Source organism: Pseudomonas syringae KCTC 12500 (genome assembly GCF_000507185.2).
GTDB classification, from domain to species: Bacteria; Pseudomonadota; Gammaproteobacteria; order Pseudomonadales; family Pseudomonadaceae; genus Aquipseudomonas; species Aquipseudomonas syringae.
In genome coordinates, this window is the sequence record NZ_AYTM02000002.1 from 3483431 (window position 1) to 3505000 (window position 21570).

A 21570-nucleotide genomic window follows, 5' to 3' on the forward strand; every position below is an offset into this window, starting at 1 on the left:
CTCAGTTCGCGGTGGACGTCGCGTCGACATGGCGTGGCAAGGTCACCCGAATACGGGTTCCACGCTGCTGCTCGGGATCGGCCGGGCTGTCGATGGTGATCTGTCCATAATGCTCTTCAACGATGGAATAGACCAGCGCCAGGCCAAGTCCGGTTCCCTCGCCAGGATCCTTGGTGGTGAAGAACGGCTCGAACAATCGGTCCATGATTGCCTTTGAAATCCCACTGCCTTCGTCTTCGACGATCAAGTTCACAGTGTGCTCGGATACTTCGCTTCTGACCCTGACTGCGCTGCCTGCCGGGGAGGCATCACGGGCGTTGGAGAGCAGATTGATCAACACCTGCGCCAGCCGCTGCGAGTCGCCGACAGCCCAATGCTCGGGGTTGCACAGGTTGTAGAAGTGTACTTCGAAATTGCGCCGGTTCAGCGCCAGCAGACCAATAGCATCCTGGGCCACCACGGCCAGACAAACGGCTTCGTCGCTATGCTGATGAGCGCCCGCGTGGGCAAAACTCATCAATGACTGGACGATGCGCGAGACGCGTTTGGTCTGTTCGAGGATCTGGCTGCTGATTTCCTTGAGTTCGCCGTCTTCTTCGCGTTCCTCGCGCAGGTTCTGGGCGAGACAGGCAATACCGGTAATCGGATTGCCGATCTCGTGCGCCACGCCGGCGGCCAGTCGGCCGATACTTGCCAGACGTTCTGAATGCACCAGTTTGTCTTCGAGCATCTGCGTGTCGGTCAGGTCTTCGACCAGCACCACCAGGCCGCTGTTGCCCGGCGCCAGAGGCTCGTTGATGGCCGCCTTGTGCAGATTGAGCCAGCGTGTCTGGCCGTCCAGACCGAGCTTCTGCTTATGTAAACGCTCATCGGGCAGGCTGGTAAAACCGGTCAGCAGGCCCTTCCACGGCTCGGCAATGGTTTCCAGTCGTGAACCCACTACGCGCTGGGCGACGATTCCGGTCAATTCTTCCATGGCCCTGTTCCACATCAGGATCTCCTGATCTTCGGCCAGCGAGCAGACGCCCATCGGCAGTTCCTGAAGGGTCTGGCGGTGGTAGCGGCGCAAGGCATCGAGTTCGGCGGCAAGGCCGGTAAGGCGCGAGTGGTAGTCCTCAAGCCGGCTTTCAATAAAATGTATGTCTTCGGTGACGTATTTTTCGCTGCCTGATTTGTACGGCAGAAAGGTTTCCACCATGTCCTGCGCAACGCTCGGCCCCATCAGCCCGGACAGGTTGGCCTCGATGCGGTCGCGCAGGCGGCGCAGGGCATAAGGGCGGCGCTCGTCGAACGGCAGATAAAGATCGCGCAGCGCTTGCTCGACCTCCTTCTGCGCGGCTTTCGCGCCCAGCGGCTTGGCCAGTTGGGTGGCGAACTCCTGCGGCGACACCGCGTGCAGTTCCCGGCGTTGCGGGCGGCGCACGTTGTCGACTGCGCAGGCCTCGGCGGCCCCGGCTTCTTCAGGGCTGGCATTGGTGAACAGCGAGATCAGGGTGAACAGCAAGACGTTTGCGGCCAGCGAGGCGATGGCTGCCATGTGCCAACTGGTGTCGTCCAGCACATAAATCATGTTCAGCCAGGGAATATAGAAGCCCTGCAGGTTGCCGATCAGCGGCAACAGCATGCTGACTGCCCAGACCGAAATGCCGGCCAGCAGCCCGGCGATGAAGCCGCGTCGGTTCGCGGTCGGCCAGTACAGTACCGACAGCACGCCCGGCAGGAATTGCAGGGTCGCAACGAAGGCGACGATGCCCAGATTGGCCAGGTCCTGCTGAGCGCCGAGCATCAGGTAGAAGCCGTAACCCAGCGCGATGATCGCCACGATCAGTCCGCGTCGTGTCCACTTCAGCCAGCGATAGATATTGCCCTCGGCGGGTGGCTGATACAGCGGCAGCACCAGGTGATTGAGTGCCATGCCGGACAACGCCAGTGTGGTGACGATGATCAGCCCGCTGGCCGCCGACAGCCCGCCGATATAGGCGAGCAGGGCCAGAGACTTGCTGTTGGCGGCGATGCCGATGCCGAGCGTGAAATATTCCGGGCTGGTGGTGGCGCCGAGCTTGAGCCCGGCCCAGAGGATCAAAGGTACTGCCAGGCTGATCAACAGCAGAAACAGCGGCAGACCCCAGCTGGCGCTGACCAGCGAGCGCGGGTTGAGGTTTTCCGTGAAGGTCATGTGATACATGTGCGGCATGACGATGGCCGAGGCGAAGAACACCAGCAGCAACGTGCGCCACGGGCCTTCCTGCAAAGGCGTATGCAGCGAGGCGAGGGCGGTCTGGTTCTGCAGCAGCCACAGTTCCAGTTGTTGCGGGCCGTCGAACACGCCATACAAGGCGTACAGCCCGACGCCGCCCAGGGCGATCAGCTTGATCAGCGATTCAAAGGCGATGGCGAACACCAGGCCCTCGTGTTTCTCACGGGTCGCGATGTGCCGTGAGCCGAAAAAAATCGTGAACAGGGTGATCAGTGCGCAGAACGCCACCGCGACCCGATCCTGCACCGGCTCGCGGGTCAGAATGCCAATGGAGTCGGCGACCGCCTGAATCTGCAAGGCCAGCAGTGGCAGCACACCGATCAGCATGAATACGGTGGTCAGTGCACCGGCCCAAGTACTGCGAAAACGGAAGGCAAACAGATCGGCCAGTGATGACAGCTGGTAGGTGCGGGTAATTCTGAGGATGGGGTAGAGCAGCACCGGCGCGAGGAGGAAGGCCCCGGACACCCCCAGATAACTGGACAGAAAGCCGTAGCCATACTGATAGGCCAGACCAACCGTGCCATAAATCGCCCAGGCGCTGGCGTAGACGCCCAGTGACAGGGTGTAGGTCAGCGGATGACGAATGATCCAGCGCGGAATCAGGCCATGTTCGCTGACCCAGGCTACGCCGAACAGCACCAACAGGTAGGCGGCGCTGACCAGCAGCATCTGCGTCAGACTAAAGCTCATCGGCATCTCGCTGGCTCTGCAGAATGAACGTCACCACAATCAGGATCAGCCACAACATGTAGGGCCGATACCAGGCACCGGTGGCATCGATCCACCAGTCCATGATGGCTGGAGAGAACAGATAAATGCCGACCACCAGAAGCAAAACCAACCGGTATATGTACATCTGGTCTCCCTGCGCTGGTAGATGAGGAGCGGCATGTTAACGGATGCCGGATAACCTGCAAGTATCCTTGCGTCGCAGTTTGCGGCGACCGCTCTGGATCAGTCTATCCGGGCTTCCTCAATATTGCGCAGTCGGGGTATCAGGTCAGCGTTCCAGTGACGTATGCCCCAGGCAAGCACTTCCTGCGCGGTGCCATCGGTCATGTGCGCATCGAGCGGCTGCCCCAATGCGCGCAAGGCCCGAAGCAGCAGCGGCGTCGCCTGATCGGCCGGCAGTGGCGGGGAGCGATAGGACTTGCCCAGCTTGTGACCATCGGGTTGGGTGATCAACGGTACATGCAGGTAGCGCGGTTGGGGCAGGCCCAGCAGTTCCTGCAGGTAAAGCTGGCGGGGTGTCGAGTCGAGCAGGTCGGCACCGCGAACGATATCGGTGACGCCTTGCCAGGCGTCGTCAATGACCACGGCCAGTTGATAGGCATATAGCCCATCGCGCCGGCGGATTACAAAGTCACCGCTTTCGCGGCCCAAGTGCATTTTGAAGGTGCCCTGAACCCGGTCTTCGAAGCGATATTCCAGCTCCGGAACGCGAATGCGGATTGCGGCGTTGTCCGGCGAATGCCCGGCATTGCGGCAGAAACCCGGATAGACGCCCTGAAAGTCTTCGAGCTGTTTACGCGAGCAGGTGCAGGCGTAGGCCAGGCCATGATTGAACCAGCGCTGGAGGATCTCGGCGTAGGCGTCATGACGCTCGCTTTGCCGCACCATCTGGCCGTCCCATTCAAAACCGTAGCGCTCGAGTGTCTCGAGAATCCCCGCCTGCGCGCCGGCTACTTCACGCGGCGGGTCGAGATCCTCCATGCGCAACAGCCACTGACCGTCTGCCGCGCGCGCATCGAGATAGGAGGCGAGGGCTGCGACCAGCGAGCCAAAATGCAGGTAACCACTGGGAGTCGGCGCAAAGCGCCCGATATAGGCCGGTTTTTTCATGGGCGGGATGTTACGGGTGACGGGCTTGGGCGGGCAAGTGGAACGCAGGGGAGAGAAAAGGTGATCTGAGTCGTATCTCAATCCACCTGACAAAGAAAACCGCCGTGTGACGCATAGCCCCACGAACTGCATTCCCACGCGGAGCGTTGGAACGATGGTCAGAACAATCTCATGCCTTATCTGCAGCTGCTGCCAACGAAGTGCTTTTTTGATCGCGATGGCATGAACGACGCAAATTGCGACGTTAGTGACGGCTGAGTCCTGGCGCTGATCCGGGGGTAACTCGGCAAGGATGCCGAGTTAGCCGCACCGGGCCATGGATGGCCCGTTGCGGCGACCCCCGGATCAGTGTCAGGGCGAAGGGACCCGACGAAGTCGGGCCGGAAACAGGAGCGAGGGGGTTTGGTTACTTTGGCCCCATCAAAGTAACTCGCCGAGGGGCGAAAAGGTGACCTGAGTCGAACTCCAATCCACCTGACATCACGGAACCGCTGTGTGACGCAGAGCGTCACGAACTGCATGCCAACGCGGAGCATTAGCACGATAGTCAGTTAGATTTGTGTATAACACCGAGCGCAGAGCGTGAGGAACAAGAAGTGTCCGGAGAAAAATTTCCCTTGGCATGCGTTGCGCAGAGTGACTTCCACAGGCACAAAAAAAGACGCCGAAGCGTCTTTTCAGTCAAAGGCGGCCCCAGGTCATTTACCGACCTGTTTTTCCTTGATTTCTGCAAGTGTCTTGCAGTCGACGCACTGGTCTGCAGTCGGGCGAGCCTCAAGACGGCGGATGCCGATCTCTACGCCGCAGGATTCACACCAGCCATATTCCTCGTCCTTGATCAGTTGCAGCGTCTTGTCGATCTTCTTGATCAACTTGCGTTCGCGATCGCGGGCACGAAGTTCGAGGCTGAACTCTTCTTCCTGACTGGCACGGTCGGCCGGATCAGGGAAGTTGGCAGCTTCATCCTTCATATGGTCTACCGTTCGGTCGACCTCTTGCATCAAGTCCTGCTTCCACTTGTTCAGGATCTTGGTGAAGTGCGCGCGCATCGGCTCGCCCATGTACTCTTCACCCTTCGTTTGCACGTAGGGCTCAAAGCCGCTGATTAGATGGTTCTGTTGCTTTTCTGGGGTGGGCATGTCTGGACCGCCTCTCACTCTTCTAATCTATTGCGCAGGATTGTTCCATCACCGACACCCGTCGGCCCTGCAGCTGCAAGCGGGCGAACTTACCAGATCAAATCGGAGTGCGCTACTCCCGGTTGTCGAGCATGACGACGCCGTCTTCTTATGGAGATGGCCATTTCGCATCTGCCCTGCATCTAAATGAACTCTAGTCGCTGCGCACCGTCGTAGCTTTCTTTTATTCAGCGTTCGGGGACCGGGTTTTTCAGTCCGCAAACACACCGTCGGGCGGGTGGTTGGGTAGAATCATGGCGCGCCGTGATGACAATCATGTTTTAACACCCGCCCTCCAAAGGAATATCCATGAGCCAGCCTTACAGTGCGCGCAGTCGCGCCATAGAACCTTTTCATGTCATGGCGCTACTGGCGCGTGCCAATGAATTGCAGGCGGCGGGTCATGATGTGATTCACCTTGAAATCGGCGAGCCCGATTTCACCACTGCGCAGCCCATCATTAAGGCTGGCCAGGCGGCACTGGCAGACGGCAAGACGCGTTACACCGCCGCGCGCGGCCTGCCGCAGCTGCGCGAGGCCATTGCTGGGTTTTACGCCCAGCGTTACGGCGTCGACATTGATCCTCAGCGCATTCTGGTCACGCCGGGTGGTTCAGGCGCGTTGTTGCTGACCAGCAGTCTACTGGTCGATCCGGGCAAGCACTGGTTGCTGGCCGACCCTGGCTACCCGTGCAATCGCCACTTTTTGCGTCTGATAGAAGGCGAGGCGCAGCTGGTGCCGGTAGGTCCCCAGGAGCGTTATCAACTGACCCCCGAGCTGGTGGCCAAGCACTGGAACCAGAACAGTGTCGGCGCGCTGGTGGCATCGCCCGCCAACCCGACCGGCACTCTATTGAGTCGTGACGAACTGGCAGCCTTGTCTCAGGCATTGAAAGCCCGCAATGGCCACTTGGTGGTGGACGAGATCTATCACGGCCTGACCTACGGTGTGGACGCCAGCAGTGTGCTGGAGGTGGATAATGACGCTTTCGTCCTCAATAGCTTTTCAAAGTATTTCGGCATGACCGGGTGGCGTCTTGGCTGGCTGGTCGCGCCACAGGATGCGGTGGCCGATCTGGAAAAGCTGGCCCAGAACCTTTACATCAGCGCGCCGAGCATGGCACAACATGCTGCGCTCGCCTGCTTTGAGCCGCAGACGCTGGCCATACTCGAGCAACGGCGTGCCGAGTTCGGCCGCCGCCGTGACTTTCTGCTGCCAGCGCTGCGCGAACTGGGGTTCGGTATTGCCGTCGAGCCGGAAGGGGCCTTTTATTTGTATGCCGATATCTCCGCGTTTTGCGGTGATGCCTTTGCCTTTTGCCGGCACTTTCTGGAAACCGAGTACGTCGCCTTTACACCGGGGCTGGACTTTGGTCGTTTCCAGGCCGGGCACCACGTGCGCTTTGCCTATACGCAAAGCCTGCCGCGCCTTGAACAGGCGGTCGAGCGAATCGCTCGCGGTTTGCGTAGCTGGGGCGTCTGATGCGTTTTTCTCCGCAGCTTGAACAGGGTCGTCTGCTGGTGCGTTATAAGCGTTTTCTCGCTGATATCGAAACCGATAGCGGTGAGTTGCTGACCATTCACTGCCCTAACACCGGTTCGATGCTCAACTGCATGATGCCCGGCGGGCGCGTGTGGTTCAGTCGCTCGAATGACCCCAAGCGCAAACTGCCTGGCACTTGGGAAATCAGCGAAACCCCGCAGGGTCGCCTGGCCTGTATCAATACCGGACGGGCCAATACGCTCGTTGACGAGGCCTTGCGCGCCGGGGTCATCAGCGAATTGACGGGGTTCACGGCGCTCAAGCGCGAGGTGGCCTACGGACAGGAAAAAAGCCGTGTGGACTTTCGTCTGGAGTACCCGGATGGCTACCTGTACCTGGAAGTGAAAAGTGTCACTTTGGGGTTCGATGGTTCCAGCGTGGCGGCATTCCCCGATGCGGTGACCCAGCGTGGCGCGCGGCACCTGCGCGAACTGGCGACGCTGGCGCGCGAAGGCGTGCGCGCCGTGCTGCTGTATTGCGTCAATCTCACCGGTATCGACGCTGTGCGGCCTGCGCAGGAGATTGATCCTGCCTACGCGGCGGCGTTGCGTGAAGCTATTGATGCCGGTGTGCAAATTCTTGCCTACGGTGCGCAACTGACGTCGGAAGAGATTTTTATCGACCGTCGCCTGCAGGTGCACGGACTGGATTGAGGCATCTGGCTACAGGCGGTTCAGACTCCGTCATGCCTCCAGATGCAGCGACACCCAGATGCCCTCGGCGTCTTCACGGCTTTTGATGACGGTCAAGGACTGGCCTTCGCAAGGCCCGGCAACGCATTCGCCGTTCTCGATCAGAAACAACGCCCCGTGCGTAGCGCACTGGATCAGGCTCGCACTGCTGTCCAGAAACTCATCGGGTTGCCATTCCAGGGGAATGCCGCGATGCGGGCAGCGGTTTTTGTAGACGAACACTTGGCCTTGGCGGCGCACGGCAAATAGCGCATGTTCGCCCAGCGCGAAGCCTTTGCTGTGGGCTTCGGGCAGGTGGCTTGAAGTGCAAAGGAATATCAAGAAGCCTCCATAGGCCAGTTGTTAGAGGGCCCGTTTTAGGGTGCCAGTTTTCAGGGGCGATGCCTGATCGGACAAGTCTGGCATTTTCTTCGGATTGATGCGCTGCGTTACGTTGAAGTCATTACAGGGTACGTCGGTTCTTTCCTGTCTTTCTGTAGCTTTCGTCTCTAAGCGCATCGCCTACGCCTGTAGGCCTTGCAGCCATATATCGTCCGCTCATGTCTTGCAGAGCGGAAATACTATGAAAGAGATGACAGCAGATGATGAGCGACTGGCGCGTCAGGTCATCGGGCTGCTTGAGCTGTTCGCCCTCAACACAGACGACACGGAGCAGCGCATTGTCGGCATCTGTCGGCGTGCATGTACGCCTGTGGGGCCGGTTGCCGCGGTCAGCGTCCAGCAACGTTTCGTGTGTCTGGCACGCACCACGCTGGATCGCCTACAGGCTCGTCATATCAAGGTCGTCGCCGTGGTCAATTTCCCTCATGGCAGCAGCAATGTTCAGTCAGTCATCGCCCAGGTACGCGCTGCGCTGATGGCTGGCGCGGATGAGATCGACGTCGTGTATCCCTTTCGCGCGTTGCTCGGCGGAGATCGGCAGCCCGGCTTGGCGATGATTTCGGCGTGTTCGGCTTTGTGTGCCGGGCAGGTCAGGCTTACCGCTACCCTTGAAACCGGTGACTTGCGTGACTCGCAAATGATCCTCGATGCGTGTCGCGATGCGATTGTTTCGGGCGCTGACTTCATCAAGACCAGCACGGGCAAGGCCGCCACGCATGTCACGCCGCAGGCTGCACGGATCATGCTGGAGTCCATTGCTGACGTAGGCGGACAAGTGGGGCTCAAGGTTGCAGGCGGGATCCGTACGTTCGACGAGGCGCATGTTTACATGGCACTGGTCCGCGCGCGATTTGGTCTGCAATGGATCAGCGCCGGACGTTTACGGCTGGGAGGATCGAGCTTGCTGGACGATTTGCTGGCAAGGCTCGGCCTGCTCGAATCCCATGGTGGCGGCGCTGGCTTTTGAATGACCGGTGGTTTTGTGCCGGGCAAAAAAAGACCCGGCAAAGAGCCGGGTCAAAAACCGTGATTAGCCTGATGAGGAGATAATCTGAAAGTCCGAACCAAGGTCTTTCAGGCTACCGTCCAGTCTCGCGACCGGATGTGATAATCATAACGATTCTCATTTGTAAGTCAACATTTCTTTTGGTGGCCCGGACGCCGGTTCCTGTGCCTGATTCAGCACGCATATGTGAGGGCTAAAAAGTGCTGAGCACAGCGAAGACCGGGTTGCGCATGCAAGAGAAGGGGGGCATGAAAAGAGTGCGATACATCGCCAGCCCGCTATGCATCGCGCATGCAGGCTGCAACGTTTTTGCGGTATCAGTGGGTACGGTAGCGCAGGCGCGTGCCGAAATTCACCGACATCAGGATCTCGTCAGCCGAGAGTTCGGCCGGGAAGAACACCCCTGAAATCTGTGCGTGAGCGATGCTCGCACCTTCCATCGGCGTATTGCGCAGGTCGAGGCCGCGAAGGTCGGCAGAGCGAAAATAGGCGTCGGTGAAGTCGATGCCGGCTGTGTCCAGCTCGCGCAGGTCCAGCCCTCTGAAGTCGCCCCCGACCATGTCGATGGTGCCGGTTCGTGGTTTCTCTTGATTGAAACCTTCGACGTCATCTTTGCGCAGCAGCATATAAAGCGGTGAGTCGATCTGTTTGGGGTGGCTCATGATGGCCTCGGACATGTCGTTGCGTTGGAATTATGGCGCCAGTATATCGCCATCATCTTGAGGCCGTGAAGCATTAACCGCTCAACGGCCATGCGTCTGTTTAAAGGCCCGGCAGGCGCTGACGCAGGTTGTCGATAAGGCCGTCCAAGTCGCTGCTGACGTTGGTTGCAACCTGCTTGCTGCGCAGGATTTCGTCGGCGCCTAGCGGCTCGCGACTGGCCTGCTGCGCCTCGATGACTTCCAGTGTGGCGTCGGAGGGGTCGTTGTTCTGTGCCTGACGCTGCGCAAGCCAGCCAGCGATCACTGCCTGTGGTGCTTCGCAATCCAGAATCAGGAACGGCACACCGGTGTTTTCCGCAATCTTTGCCGCCGCATCGCGTTGCTCGCGCTTCAGGTAGGTCGCATCGATTACCACCGAGAAGCCCGCGCGCAGGGTTGCGGAGGCCAGCTCATGCAGGCGGGCATAAGTTGCGCTGCTGGCTTGCGCGTCATACAGATCCTGGCCCTGGCCGGCAAACAAGCGCTTTCGCTCTACGTCCGAGCGCAGGCGGATGGCGCCCAGCGATTCCACCAGACGCATTGCTACGTGGCTTTTGCCGACGGCAGAGACACCATGGGTAATCGTCAGAAACGGCGAAGGGATAGCGCTGTAGCTCTCGGCCAGATTGGCATAATTGCGGTACTGACGAAGCGTCGCCGCGCGCTGCAAACCGTCGGCATTGGCCGGCTGGGTAAACAGTGCCACCTTGGCGCGTACCATTGCGCGATAAGCCTTGTAGAAGTTCAACAGCTCAAGGCCTGCGTAGTCGCCGGTGACTTCCAGATACTGACTGATCAAGCGCCGCGACAGCGATTTCAGGCCACGGTCCTCAAGGTCCATTGCCAGAAAGCCGATGTCGGCGTAGACGTCGGTCTTGCGGAACGGCTCGTTGAACTCGATGCAGTCGAACAGTACGACCTTGCCGTCAATCACCGTTGCGTTGCCCAGATGGATGTCGCCATGGCATTCACGGATGAACCCGTCGGCCTTGCGGTGAGCCAGCAGCGGCCTGAGTCGCGCAAAGCTCGACTCTGCCCACGCCTGCAGGGCATCAAGCTGTGCCAGGTCGGATTTTTCGCTGAGCAGCGGGCGAATCTGCTCGAAATTCTGTACCACCGGGGCCATCACGCTGTCAGGCGAGCCGAGTTCGCTTTCGGCCCCGACCTGCGGTGAGGTCAGGTGAAAGCCGGCAATCTGGCTCGCCAGTTCGTCGATGTGCGCAGTCGTCACTTCACCGTTGGCCTGCAGCGTGCTCAGCAGACCATCCTGCGAGAACTGCTTCATCTTCAGCGCGTACTCGATGGCTTCGCCGTCGCCGCCCAGTTGTGGCGCGTTCTCTGTGCCAGTGATCGGCAGGACTTCGATGTAGAGGTCGTCGGTCAGACGCTGATTCAGGCGCAACTCTTCTTCGCAGAAATGCTTGCGCAGGGCCAGCGTGGTGAAATCCAGAAAGCCGAAGTTCATCGGTTTTTTGAATTTGTAGGCATACGGACCCGTCAGCAGCACCCAGGAAATGTGCGTTTCGATGACCTGGAAACTCTCCACCGGATGGGGGAAGAGGGCAGGGTTCTGCAGGGCAGCAATCAAAGACTGGCTCACGGTCGATCCTTCAGGAATGTGTTCAAAATGTAAGTACACGATGCTGCCATTATGGCCGCTTGGCGCGAGGCTGCAAACCGCTGGCTCGGGCGTCTGTCGATCCTCGGTAAAGTGCGTATAATCCGCGCCCATGACTCGATCCCGTACCTCTCGTTCTGCAAAAAAACAACCTCCCCGCAGCCTTAACAAGTGGCTGGGCTGGGCGTTGAAGCTCGGTATTGTCGGCCTGGTTCTGCTCGGCGGCCTGGCCATATATCTCGATGCAATCGTCCAGGAAAAATTCTCCGGCAAGCGCTGGACCATCCCGGCCAAGGTCTATGCACGGCCGCTGGAGCTGTTCGTTGGACAGAAGCTGAGCCGTGATGACTTTCTCATCGAACTGGACGCCTTGGGCTATCGCCGCGAAAGCGTGGCGAACGGCCCCGGTGCCGCAGCGGTGAACGGCAATACCGTCGACCTCAACACGCGTGGTTTTCAGTTCTACGAAGGCACTGACGCAGCGCAGCAGGTGCGCGTGCGCTTTTCCGGTGACTACGTAGCTGACTTGTCTTCGGGCAATGGTGCAAAGCTTGCGGTGGCGCGGCTTGAGCCGTTGCTGATCGGCGGCCTGTACCCGAAGAACCTGGAAGACCGGATTCTGATCAAGCTGGATCAGGCGCCGCCCTATCTGCTCGACGGGCTGGTAGCGGTCGAGGACCGGGATTTCTATCACCACTTCGGCGTGTCGCCCAAGTCCATTGCCCGGGCGATCTGGGTCAATACCTCGCAGGGGCAGATGCGCCAGGGCGGCAGTACGCTGACCCAGCAGTTGGTCAAGAACTTCTACCTGACCAACGAACGCAGCCTGACCCGCAAGCTGACCGAAGCCATGATGGCCGTTTTGCTGGAGATCCATTACAGCAAGCAGGAAATCCTCGAGGCCTATCTCAACGAAGTGTTCGTCGGGCAGGACGGCCAGCGTGCTGTTCACGGTTTCGGTCTGGCCAGTCAGTATTTCTTCAGCCAGCCGCTGTCCGAACTGAAAATCCATCAGGTGGCGATGCTGGTCGGTCTGGTCAAAGGGCCGTCCTTCTACAACCCGCGGCGCAATCCGGAGCGTGCTCTGGAGCGTCGTAATCTGGTGCTCGACCTGTTCGAGCAGCAGGGCGTCGCCACGCCGGAAGTGGTTGCCGCTGCGAAGAAAATGCCACTGGGTGTGACCAAGACCGGGACCCTCGCCGACAGCTCGTTCCCGGCGTTCCTCGATCTGGTCAAGCGTCAGCTGCGCGAAGACTATCGCGACGAAGACTTGACCGAAGAAGGGCTGCGGATCTTTACCAGTTTCGATCCGATCCTGCAGATGAAGTCCCAGGCTGCCATGGACGATACGTTCAAGAAGCTCGCCGGGCGCAAGGGTTCTGATGAGGTGGAGTCGGCCATGGTCGTCACCAACCCGGAAACCGGCGAAGTGCAGGCGTTGATCGGTGGGCGTGAGGCCGGGTTCTCGGGCTTCAACCGGGCGATCGACGCGGTTCGGCCGATCGGCTCGCTGGTCAAGCCGGCTATCTACCTGACGGCACTCGAACGGCCAAGCCAGTACACCTTGACCAGTTGGATCGCCGACGAACTGTTCCAGGTCAAGGGCGCCGATGGCCAGATCTGGAAACCGCAGAACTACGATCACAAGTCACACGGCAATATCTTCCTGTATCAGGGGCTGGCGCATTCTTACAACTTGTCGACCGCCAAGCTGGGTCTTGAGCTGGGCATTCCAAACGTGTTCAAGACGCTGGCCAAGCTGGGTGTGACGCGCGAATGGCCGACCTATCCGTCGATGCTGCTGGGTGCGGGTGGCTTGAGTCCGATGGAAGTGGCCACCATGTATCAGACCATCGCCAGCGGCGGGTTCAATACGCCGATGCGTGGTATTCGCAGCGTGCTCACCGCTGAAGGCGAGCCGCTCAAGCGTTATCCGTTCCAGATTGAACAGCGCTTCGATCCGGGTGCCATATACCTGGTGCAGAATGCGATGCAGCGGGTCATGCGCGAAGGTACGGGCAAATCTGTTTACAACGTGTTGCCGAGCTCGTTGAATCTGGCGGGCAAGACCGGCACCAGTAACGACTCGCGCGACAGCTGGTTTGCCGGGTTCAGTCAGGACCTGCTGGCCGTTGTGTGGATGGGGCGCGACGACAACGGCAAGACACCGTTTACCGGTGCCACCGGTGCCCTGCAGGTCTGGACCAGTTTCATGCGCAAGGCTGGTCCGCTGCCGCTGGACATGGCGATGCCGGACAACGTCGTTCAGGCGTGGGTCGATGCGCAGACCGGTCAGGGTTCGGATGCAAGCTGCCCGAATGCCGTGCAGATGCCGTATATTCGCGGCAGTGAGCCCCAGCCTGGCGCGACATGCGGCGGCGCTCCGGCACCTGCCACTGAGGTGATGGACTGGGTCAAGGGTTGGTTGAACTAGGCAATCGAGGTTTTGAAGTGAATAAATGGTGGATTCCAGCTTTAACGGCACTGGCCTTGCTGAACGGCTGCGCCAGTGTGGAACGCGGCTCGATTCCGGTCGTGGATTCGAGCTCCAAGGTGTCCAACGGCGAACGTGCGGCAGCTTCGCGTCGCACCAACACCGCTCCGGTGCAACAGCAGCCGCAAGCTGTACCGCAGGACTCGGGCGTGGTGGTGATGGTGCCGGGCGCGGGTGGCGCCGATGCAGGACAGAGTTATTCTGCGCCCGCCAGTCAGGCACCGTTCAGTGTCAACACTCCGCCTGTCGATGCGGCCCCGGTTAACCAGGCCCCAGTCAGTCAGGCTCCCGCGAACAACAGTTACAGCATGCCGGCCGCCTCTGCCCCGACCGGAATTCCGTCCAGCGGTGGCGGTCTGTCAGAGGACGAGCAACTTGACGGGCCCGTACTGGCATTGCTGACCACTGCACAGCAACAGCAGACCAGTGGCGATCTCAACGGCGCGTCGTCCAGTCTCGAGCGTGCGCAGCGGGTTGCACCGCGCGAGCCGCAAGTGCTTTATCGTCTGGCTCAGGTGCGTCTGGCTCAGGGCGATGCAGCCCAGGCCGAGCAACTAGCACGTCGTGGTCTGACTTACGCCAACGGGCGCACCAGCCTTCAGGCCAGTCTGTGGGGATTGATCGCTCAGTCACGCGAAAAGCAAGGTGATGCGGCCGGTGCTGCCCTGGCTCGTCAAAAGGCTCGCTGATGGACGGACGTTTGCCTGAGGTTGCCGAGCAACTGTTGTTGATAGAGCGCGAGTTGCGCTTGCTGGGTTGGTGGGATGCGACACCGCCCAGCGAGCAGGCGCTCGCCAGTCAGGAACCGTTCAGCGTCGATACCCTGGAGTTCGCCCAGTGGCTGCAATGGATTTTCCTGCCGCGCATGAAGGTCATTCTTGAGCGCAACCTGCCATTGCCCAATGCCTCGGGCATTCTGGAAATGGCCGAGATGGTTTATGCCGGGTGCATGACTGAAACCCGGCAACTGCAAGCGCATCTGGCGCGGTTTGACCAGCTGATCACAGCAGCTCGCTGATCGGCGCGCTTCTAGCGGCAGTATTCGCTGATAGCCCTGTTGGTTTCTTCGATACGCGTCTTGCGGTTCTCATCCGTAAGACGCTTTGATTCGCCTCCAACCTGCTCGCGCACGCGCGGATTGTTCTGCAACTGCGCAAGATTGGTGCGCAACGTCTCGCAATTTTCCGCGCGCTTGGCTTCCTGAGCCTTCACCTGGCTTTTGACTTTCTGGTCAATCTCGCGTTGCTGCGCAGCCCCATCGTCCGCTGGCATGCCCGGCGCGGCAGCGGGTGGCGGTGTCTGCACATTGATTTCCTGCACCGGCTGGCCAGTGGGCGGCTGGGCATCAAAGTGCGTCACGCCCTGGGCATCCACCCACTTGTAGATCGAAGCGGCCTGGCTGGTTGCGCTGATGGCCAGCGCGGCGGCGAGAATCATCCAATGCATGTCGGGTCCTTGAAAGTCTGTGCATGCAGAAAGCTACCATAACAGTGCATTTCAGTCCGAAACGGTGCGATTTCACTCATCGGGTGTCAAGAAAGCGCACGGATCGCTTGACTTGAAGGGGGGGAATCACAACAATCCAAAGTTCGCTGTAGAAGGACTGCCAGAAGCAGACCCTCTCGGTAGATCATGAGGCGCACACCCGCGCCGACCTGTAACACCCGCAACGCGTTACCTCGCGCTGGGTGGGAATGTTCCGCAACACTCAGGGACCTCCCAATACTTGCTCAGTCAGTGCTGACGTAGTCGGCGACCACCGTCGCTCATGCTCTGCTGGCAGTAAACCTATTAAGACCCGTCCCGGAGTGGGCGGTATTCTGGCGTTTTAGAGGTGAACAACGTGGAGCTTTTATCTGGCGCTGAAATGGTCGTCCGCTTTTTGCGTGACGAAGGCGTTGAGCATATCTATGGGTACCCCGGTGGTGCCCTCCTGCATGTCTACGATGCCCTGTTCAAAGAACCGGCGGTGAGCCACATCCTTGTTCGCCATGAGCAGGCTGCCACGCACATGGCCGATGGCTATGCTCGGGCTACCGGCAAGGCGGGCGTAGTGCTGGTGACTTCGGGTCCTGGTGCAACCAATGCCATTACCGGTATCGCCACGGCGTACATGGACTCCATTCCGATGGTGGTCCTCTCCGGTCAGGTAGCCAGTACGCTGGTGGGCACCGACGCGTTCCAGGAGACCGACATGATCGGTATCTCCCGGCCGATCGTGAAGCACAGCTTCATGATCAAGCACCCGTCGGAAATCCCGGAAATCCTGAAAAAGGCTTTCTACCTGGCGCAGTCCGGTCGTCCGGGTCCGGTGGTCGTCGATATTCCGAAAGACATGACCAACCCGGCCGAAAAATTCGAATACGTCTTCCCGAAAAAAGCCAAGCTGCGCTCCTACAGCCCGGCGGTTCGTGGCCATTCCGGTCAGATCCGCAAGGCCGTCGAGATGCTGCTGGCTGCCAAGCGCCCGATCGTCTACGCCGGTGGCGGGGTGATCATGGGCAATGCTTCGGCGCAACTGACCGAACTGGCGCAACTGCTCGATGCTCCGGTAACCAACACCCTGATGGGGCTTGGTTGCTATCCGGGCACGGATCGTCAGTTCGTCGGCATGCTCGGGATGCACGGTAGCTATACCGCCAACCTCGCGATGCACCATACCGATGTGATCCTGGCAGTCGGCGCGCGCTTTGATGACCGTGTCATCAACGGCGCCAGCAAGTTCTGCCCGAACGCCAAGATTATCCACATCGATATCGACCCGGCTTCGATCTCCAAGACCATCAAGGCCGATGTGCCTATCGTCGGTCCTGTCGAAAGCGTGCTGACCGAAATGGTCGCCACCTTGAAAGAGATCGGCGAGACACCCGACAAGGCATCCGTCGCCGCGTGGTGGAAGCAGATTGACGAGTGGCGCGGTACGGGTGATCTGTTCCCGTACAACCGTGGCGATGGCACGGTCATCAAGCCGCAGGCCGTTATCGAAACGCTGTGCGAAGTTACCAAGGGCGACGCTTATGTCACCTCGGACGTCGGTCAGCATCAGATGTTCGCTGCGCAGTACTACCGCTTCAACAAGCCGAACCGCTGGATCAACTCGGGTGGTCTGGGCACCATGGGCTTTGGCTTCCCGGCGGCGATGGGCGTCAAGCTGAACTTTCCGGATGCGCACGTCGCCTGCGTGACCGGTGAAGGCAGCATCCAGATGAACATCCAGGAACTGTCGACCTGCCTGCAGTACGGTCTGCCGGTGAAGATCATTCTGCTCAACAACGGTGTGCTGGGCATGGTCCGCCAGTGGCAGGACATGAGCTACGGCGCGCGTCACTCGCACTCCTACATGGAGTCGCTGCCTGATTTCGTCAAGCTGGTCGAGGCCTATGGCCACGTCGGCATGCGTGTCACGGACCTGAAGGATCTGAAGCCGAAGATGGAAGAAGCCTTTGCCATGACTGACCGGCTGGTGTTCATGGATATTCAGGTCGATGTGACCGAGCACGTCTATCCGATGCAAATCAAGGACGGCTCCATGCGCGATATGTGGTTGAGCAAGACGGAGCGGACATAATCATGCGCCATATCATTTCCCTGCTGCTGGAAAACGAACCGGGTGCACTGTCGCGCGTCGTTGGTCTGTTCTCCCAGCGTAATTACAACATCGAAAGCCTGACGGTTGCGCCGACCGAAGACCCGACTCTGTCGCGTCTGACGCTCACCACCGTAGGTCATGATGAGGTGATCGAGCAGATCACCAAGAACCTCAACAAGCTCATCGAAGTGGTCAAGCTGGTCGACCTGTCGGAAAGCGCCCACATCGAGCGCGAACTGATGCTGGTCAAGGTCAAGGCCACCGGCGCGCAGCGTGCCGAGATCAAGCGCACCACGGATATTTTCCGCGGGCAGATCGTCGACGTCACCGCCAGCGTTTACACCGTGCAACTGAGCGGCACGAGCGACAAACTGGACAGCTTCATTCAGGCCATCGGCACCGCCGCTATCCTGGAAACAGTACGCAGTGGCGTAACGGGCATTGCCCGTGGCGACAAAGTGCTGAGCATTTAAATCAATTAAGCAAATGGCCTGCGTGGCCAAGATAACAGGGGATTTCCATGAAAGTTTTCTACGACAAAGACTGTGACCTTTCGATCATCCAGGGCAAGAAAGTCGCCATCATCGGCTATGGTTCGCAAGGCCACGCTCAGGCGTGCAACCTGAAAGACTCCGGCGTTGATGTCACTGTTGGCCTGCGTAAAGGTTCGGCTACTGTCGCCAAGGCGGAGGCTCATGGCCTGAAAGTGACCGATGTCGCTTCCGCCGTTGCTGCTGCCGACGTGGTCATGATCCTGACCCCGGACGAGTTCCAGTCCCAGCTGTACAAGAACGAAGTCGAGCCGAACCTGAAAAAGGGCGCAACACTGGCGTTCTCCCACGGCTTCGCGATTCACTACAACCAGGTCGTGCCGCGCGCTGACCTCGACGTGATCATGATCGCGCCGAAGGCTCCAGGCCACACCGTGCGTACCGAGTTCGTCAAGGGCGGCGGTATCCCTGACCTGATCGCGGTTTATCAGGATGCTTCCGGCAACGCCAAGAACGTTGCCCTGTCCTACGCTTCGGGCGTTGGCGGCGGCCGTACCGGCATCATCGAAACCACTTTCAAGGACGAGACTGAAACCGACCTGTTCGGCGAGCAGGCTGTTCTGTGCGGCGGTACTGTCGAGTTGGTCAAAGCCGGTTTCGAAACGCTGGTTGAAGCTGGCTACGCGCCGGAAATGGCTTACTTCGAATGCCTGCACGAACTGAAGCTGATCGTTGACCTCATGTACGAAGGCGGTATCGCCAACATGAACTACTCGATCTCCAACAACGCCGAGTTCGGCGAGTACGTGACCGGTCCTGAAGTCATCAACGCCGAATCCCGTCAGGCCATGCGTAACGCTCTGAAGCGCATCCAGGACGGCGAATACGCGAAGATGTTCATCACCGAAGGCGCCACTGGCTACCCGTCGATGACTGCCAAACGTCGTAACAACGCTGCGCACGGCATCGAAATCATCGGCGAGAAACTGCGCTCGATGATGCCTTGGATCGCGGCGAACAAAATCGTCGACAAAGACAAGAACTAAGCATTCAGCTTCACAAAAAAAACGCGGCCCATCGGTCGCGTTTTTTCGTTATGGGTCAGGCTCTGGTATAAAGCTGCAATTGTTTGCTGGCGAACCCTCGCTGCAGACCTGTGTCGAACCTTTTCATACCGCTGCAAGGTAATCTCCATGAGCGAACGTCCTGAAGAGCCCATCAAGGCCTCTGACGCTGAAAGTCTGCTACCGATCGATGAACATGTAGAAGAAGGGCATGATGCCGAAGGCCGGCAAGTCCGGCATCGCGGTATCTACCTGCTGCCCAACCTGTTTACCACTGCAAATCTGTTTGCGGGCTTCTATTCCATCATCAGCTCCATGAGCGCTCAAAGCGCGATGAGTGCAGGTGATACCGCCGGTGCGAGCAAGTATTTCGCATTCGCTGCGATTGCGATCTTCGTGGCCATGGTGCTCGACGGCCTGGATGGTCGTGTGGCGCGCATGACCAATACGCAAAGCGCGTTTGGCGCCGAGTACGATTCGCTGTCCGACATGGTTGCCTTTGGTGTGGCCCCGGCGTTGCTGGCGTTCGGCTGGGCACTGGGCGAAATGGGCAAGGTCGGCTGGATGGTTGCCTTCATCTATGTAGCCGGCGCTGCATTGCGTCTGGCACGGTTCAATACTCAGGTCGGCAAGGCTGACAAACGCTACTTCATCGGCCTGGCCAGTCCGGCAGCGGCAGGTGTAGTGGCCGGCACGGTCTGGGCATTCAGCGATTTCGGGATTCAGGGCTCCAAGCTGTCGTTTCTCGTTGCGTTGCTGGTCGCCGCCGCCGGTATGCTGATGGTCAGCAACATCAAGTACAACAGCTTCAAGGAACTGGACTTGAAGGGGCGTGTGCCTTTCGTTGCGATTCTGGCGGTGGTCTTGGTGTTTGCTGTCGTATTCAGCGACCCGCCGCGCATTTTGCTGCTGATATTCCTCGCTTACGCTCTGTCCGGCCCCATTCAGTATCTATTACGTCGCCGCAAAGCCTAGTCAATGATCTAATTTCCACCATACTCCGTAGTCTATTGGTGCATCAGTTCCCTGGCCTGCGGAGTCATCATGCTAATCAAACTTCCTTCTGCGTCCGACTCCAAAGAGTCGGACGTTACGCCTGAATCCATTTATCTCTCGCGACGCACACTGCTCGCCAGCTCGCTTGCAGGTCTTGCCGTCACGGCAATGCCGCGATGGGCCGGTGCCGCCGATGCTTCGCGGTATGCCGATGTCGAGCCAGGTACAGCGCCGGGCTGGTTCGCGGACAAACTGCCTGCGACGAAATGGCAGGCGGTCAACATCAAGGACGAGGCGATCACGCCGTTCAAGGACGCGACCCATTACAACAACTTCTATGAGTTCGGTACTGACAAGGGCGACCCGGCAAAGAATGCCGGCTCTCTGCAGACCGAGCCCTGGAGTGTCGTGATCGATGGTGAAGTCGCCAAGCCTGGCCGCTATGCACTCGAAGACTTCATGAAGCCTTACCAACTGGAAGAGCGGATCTACCGGTTGCGTTGCGTCGAAGCCTGGTCGATGGTCATTCCGTGGATCGGCTTTCCTATATCTGCGTTGCTCAAGCAGGTAGAGCCGACCTCCAAAGCCAAGTACATCCGTTTCGAAACGCTGGAGGACGCCAAGTCCATGCCGGGTCAGCGCTCTGATTTCGCACTGATCGACTGGCCTTATGTAGAAGGGCTGCGTCTGGACGAAGCGATGAACCCTCTGGCGATTCTGGCGGTGGGCATGTACGGGCGTGAACTGCCTAACCAGAATGGCGCACCGTTACGCCTGGTGGTGCCATGGAAATATGGTTTCAAGAGTGTGAAGTCCATCGTGCGTATCAGCCTGGTCAGTGAGCAGCCGAAGACTACCTGGCAAAGCATTGCGGCAAACGAGTATGGCTTCTATGCCAACGTCAACCCGACTGTCGATCACCCGCGCTGGACGCAGGCCCGTGAGCGTCGCTTGCCGAGCGGCCTGTTCAGCCCGAATCTGCGCGACACGAAGATGTTCAATGGCTATGAAGAAGAGGTGGGTGCCTTGTACGCCGGCATGGATTTGCGGAAGGACTATTGATGCGATATCCGTTTTTGCGTCTTGCTGTATTTCTTGCCGCTTGCATTGCGCCTGTGTGGTGGTTGTACCAGGCATGGATCTTTGCGCTCGGGCCTGACCCCGGCAAAGTCCTTGTGGAGAACTTCGGAGTGGCGACGCTGGTCATGCTGCTGATCACGCTCTCCATGACACCGTTGCTGCGCCTTACCGGTTGGTCCGGGTGGATTGTGGTGCGTCGCCAGCTGGGCCTGTGGTGTTTTGCCTATGCGTTGCTCCACCTGGCCATGTATGCACTGTTCATTCTGGGGCTGGATTGGGGGCAGTTGGGTGTCGAGCTGGTCAAGCGTCCTTATATCATCGTCGGCGCGCTGGCGTTGCTGGGGCTGCTTGCGCTTGCGTTGACATCCAACCGTTATAGCCAGCGCCGTCTGGGAGCACGCTGGAAAAAGCTGCATCGGATCATCTACGTGATTCTGGGGCTGGGTTTGCTGCATATGTTCTGGATTGTCCGGGCCGATCTTAAAGAGTGGGCGTTGTATGCGGGGATAGGTGCATTCCTGTTACTGCTGCGGATTCCCGTGTTTGCTAGGCGAATCCCACGTCTGGGCGGCGCTGCGAAGGCCAGATCTGTAAAAGTTCAAAATAACGGTTGACGCCCTCTGTCAGGTGTCTATA

General features: G+C 59.1%; 20 protein-coding genes. 12 read left to right on the forward strand and 8 right to left on the reverse strand.

Annotation, left to right across the window (positions count from 1 at the left end; genetic code table 11):
- Position 1: 1 nt before the first annotated feature.
- The 4 genes from V476_RS15855 to dksA form a co-directional block, all read right to left on the reverse strand.
- Complete coding sequence (locus V476_RS15855) at positions 2-2956, reverse strand: sensor histidine kinase (RefSeq protein WP_024961449.1); 2955 nt, start codon at positions 2954-2956, stop codon at positions 2-4.
- A complete protein-coding gene (locus V476_RS15860; protein ID WP_002552060.1) occupies positions 2940-3116 on the reverse strand; it encodes a hypothetical protein in 177 nt (58 codons plus the stop codon). The genes V476_RS15855 and V476_RS15860 overlap by 17 nt, the downstream gene beginning before the upstream one ends.
- A gap of 98 nt (positions 3117-3214) precedes the next feature.
- Entirely contained in the window at positions 3215-4102 is an 888-nt protein-coding gene (gene gluQRS / locus V476_RS15865) for a tRNA glutamyl-Q(34) synthetase GluQRS (RefSeq protein WP_003392642.1), read from the reverse strand.
- 698 nt (positions 4103-4800) lie between these two features.
- Positions 4801-5241, reverse strand: coding sequence for an RNA polymerase-binding protein DksA (gene dksA, locus V476_RS15870; RefSeq protein ID WP_003317723.1), 441 nt, complete (start codon positions 5239-5241; stop codon positions 4801-4803).
- 348 nt (positions 5242-5589) lie between these two features.
- Here dksA and V476_RS15875 point away from each other — a divergent pair, with 348 nt between their 5' ends.
- Both V476_RS15875 and sfsA read left to right on the forward strand, forming a co-directional pair.
- Positions 5590-6762: a pyridoxal phosphate-dependent aminotransferase gene (locus tag V476_RS15875; protein WP_024961435.1), complete on the forward strand. Its 1173-nt coding sequence runs from the start codon at positions 5590-5592 to the stop codon at positions 6760-6762.
- Positions 6762-7475 (forward strand): DNA/RNA nuclease SfsA, encoded by a 714-nt coding sequence (sfsA, locus tag V476_RS15880; protein WP_003345056.1) that lies wholly within the window; start codon positions 6762-6764, stop codon positions 7473-7475. Before V476_RS15875 ends, sfsA begins: the two co-directional genes overlap by 1 nt.
- Positions 7476-7505: 30 nt before the next feature.
- Here sfsA and V476_RS15885 read toward each other — a convergent pair whose 3' ends face one another.
- Positions 7506-7835: a Rieske (2Fe-2S) protein gene (locus V476_RS15885; RefSeq protein ID WP_003427463.1), complete on the reverse strand. Its 330-nt coding sequence runs from the start codon at positions 7833-7835 to the stop codon at positions 7506-7508.
- A gap of 241 nt (positions 7836-8076) precedes the next feature.
- Here V476_RS15885 and deoC point away from each other — a divergent pair, with 241 nt between their 5' ends.
- The gene (gene deoC, locus V476_RS15890; RefSeq protein WP_024961434.1) at positions 8077-8862 is read left to right on the forward strand and encodes a deoxyribose-phosphate aldolase; all 786 of its coding nucleotides are present in this window, start codon (positions 8077-8079) and stop codon (positions 8860-8862) included.
- A 356-nt stretch (positions 8863-9218) separates the two neighbouring features.
- On the opposite strand, the gene V476_RS15895 is transcribed toward deoC, so the two are convergent.
- Together V476_RS15895 and V476_RS15900 are read right to left on the reverse strand one after the other, a co-directional pair.
- On the reverse strand, positions 9219-9563 hold the full coding sequence (locus V476_RS15895; RefSeq protein ID WP_003317715.1) for a pentapeptide repeat-containing protein: 345 nt from the start codon (positions 9561-9563) through the stop codon (positions 9219-9221).
- A 100-nt stretch (positions 9564-9663) separates the two neighbouring features.
- Positions 9664-11202, reverse strand: a complete 1539-nt coding sequence (locus tag V476_RS15900; RefSeq protein WP_024961433.1) for a bifunctional aminoglycoside phosphotransferase/ATP-binding protein — start codon at positions 11200-11202, stop codon at positions 9664-9666.
- Between the two features lie 130 nt (positions 11203-11332).
- Here V476_RS15900 and mrcB point away from each other — a divergent pair, with 130 nt between their 5' ends.
- From mrcB to V476_RS15915, 3 genes are read left to right on the forward strand one after another with little or no spacing between them, the layout of a single operon-like run.
- Positions 11333-13654 (forward strand): penicillin-binding protein 1B, encoded by a 2322-nt coding sequence (gene mrcB / locus V476_RS15905; RefSeq protein WP_003427455.1) that lies wholly within the window; start codon positions 11333-11335, stop codon positions 13652-13654.
- Between the two features lie 17 nt (positions 13655-13671).
- A complete protein-coding gene (locus V476_RS15910; protein ID WP_016567187.1) occupies positions 13672-14403 on the forward strand; it encodes a tetratricopeptide repeat protein in 732 nt (243 codons plus the stop codon).
- Entirely contained in the window at positions 14403-14732 is a 330-nt protein-coding gene (locus V476_RS15915; RefSeq protein WP_003345040.1) for a YqcC family protein, read from the forward strand. Before V476_RS15910 ends, V476_RS15915 begins: the two co-directional genes overlap by 1 nt.
- Before the next feature lie 11 nt (positions 14733-14743).
- On the opposite strand, the gene V476_RS15920 is transcribed toward V476_RS15915, so the two are convergent.
- A complete protein-coding gene (locus V476_RS15920) occupies positions 14744-15160 on the reverse strand; it encodes a DUF4124 domain-containing protein (protein ID WP_016567188.1) in 417 nt (138 codons plus the stop codon).
- A gap of 397 nt (positions 15161-15557) precedes the next feature.
- On the opposite strand from V476_RS15920, the gene V476_RS15925 reads away from it, so the two are divergent.
- The 6 genes from V476_RS15925 (at position 15558) to msrQ (ending at position 21548) form a co-directional block, all read left to right on the forward strand.
- Entirely contained in the window at positions 15558-17282 is a 1725-nt protein-coding gene (locus V476_RS15925; protein WP_003317709.1) for an acetolactate synthase 3 large subunit, read from the forward strand.
- A gap of 2 nt (positions 17283-17284) precedes the next feature.
- Positions 17285-17776 carry an acetolactate synthase small subunit gene (gene ilvN, locus V476_RS15930; RefSeq protein WP_002552075.1) on the forward strand — a complete coding sequence of 164 codons (492 nt, stop codon included), beginning with the start codon at positions 17285-17287 and terminating at the stop codon, positions 17774-17776.
- A gap of 47 nt (positions 17777-17823) precedes the next feature.
- The gene (gene ilvC / locus V476_RS15935; RefSeq protein WP_003427449.1) at positions 17824-18840 is read left to right on the forward strand and encodes a ketol-acid reductoisomerase; all 1017 of its coding nucleotides are present in this window, start codon (positions 17824-17826) and stop codon (positions 18838-18840) included.
- 147 nt (positions 18841-18987) lie between these two features.
- Positions 18988-19833 (forward strand): CDP-diacylglycerol--serine O-phosphatidyltransferase, encoded by an 846-nt coding sequence (gene pssA, locus V476_RS15940; protein ID WP_024961432.1) that lies wholly within the window; start codon positions 18988-18990, stop codon positions 19831-19833.
- Between the two features lie 69 nt (positions 19834-19902).
- Positions 19903-20916, forward strand: coding sequence for a protein-methionine-sulfoxide reductase catalytic subunit MsrP (msrP, locus tag V476_RS15945; protein WP_024961431.1), 1014 nt, complete (start codon positions 19903-19905; stop codon positions 20914-20916).
- Positions 20916-21548 carry a protein-methionine-sulfoxide reductase heme-binding subunit MsrQ gene (gene msrQ / locus V476_RS15950; protein WP_024961430.1) on the forward strand — a complete coding sequence of 211 codons (633 nt, stop codon included), beginning with the start codon at positions 20916-20918 and terminating at the stop codon, positions 21546-21548. The genes msrP and msrQ overlap by 1 nt, the downstream gene beginning before the upstream one ends.
- The last annotated feature ends 22 nt before the right edge of the window (positions 21549-21570 follow it).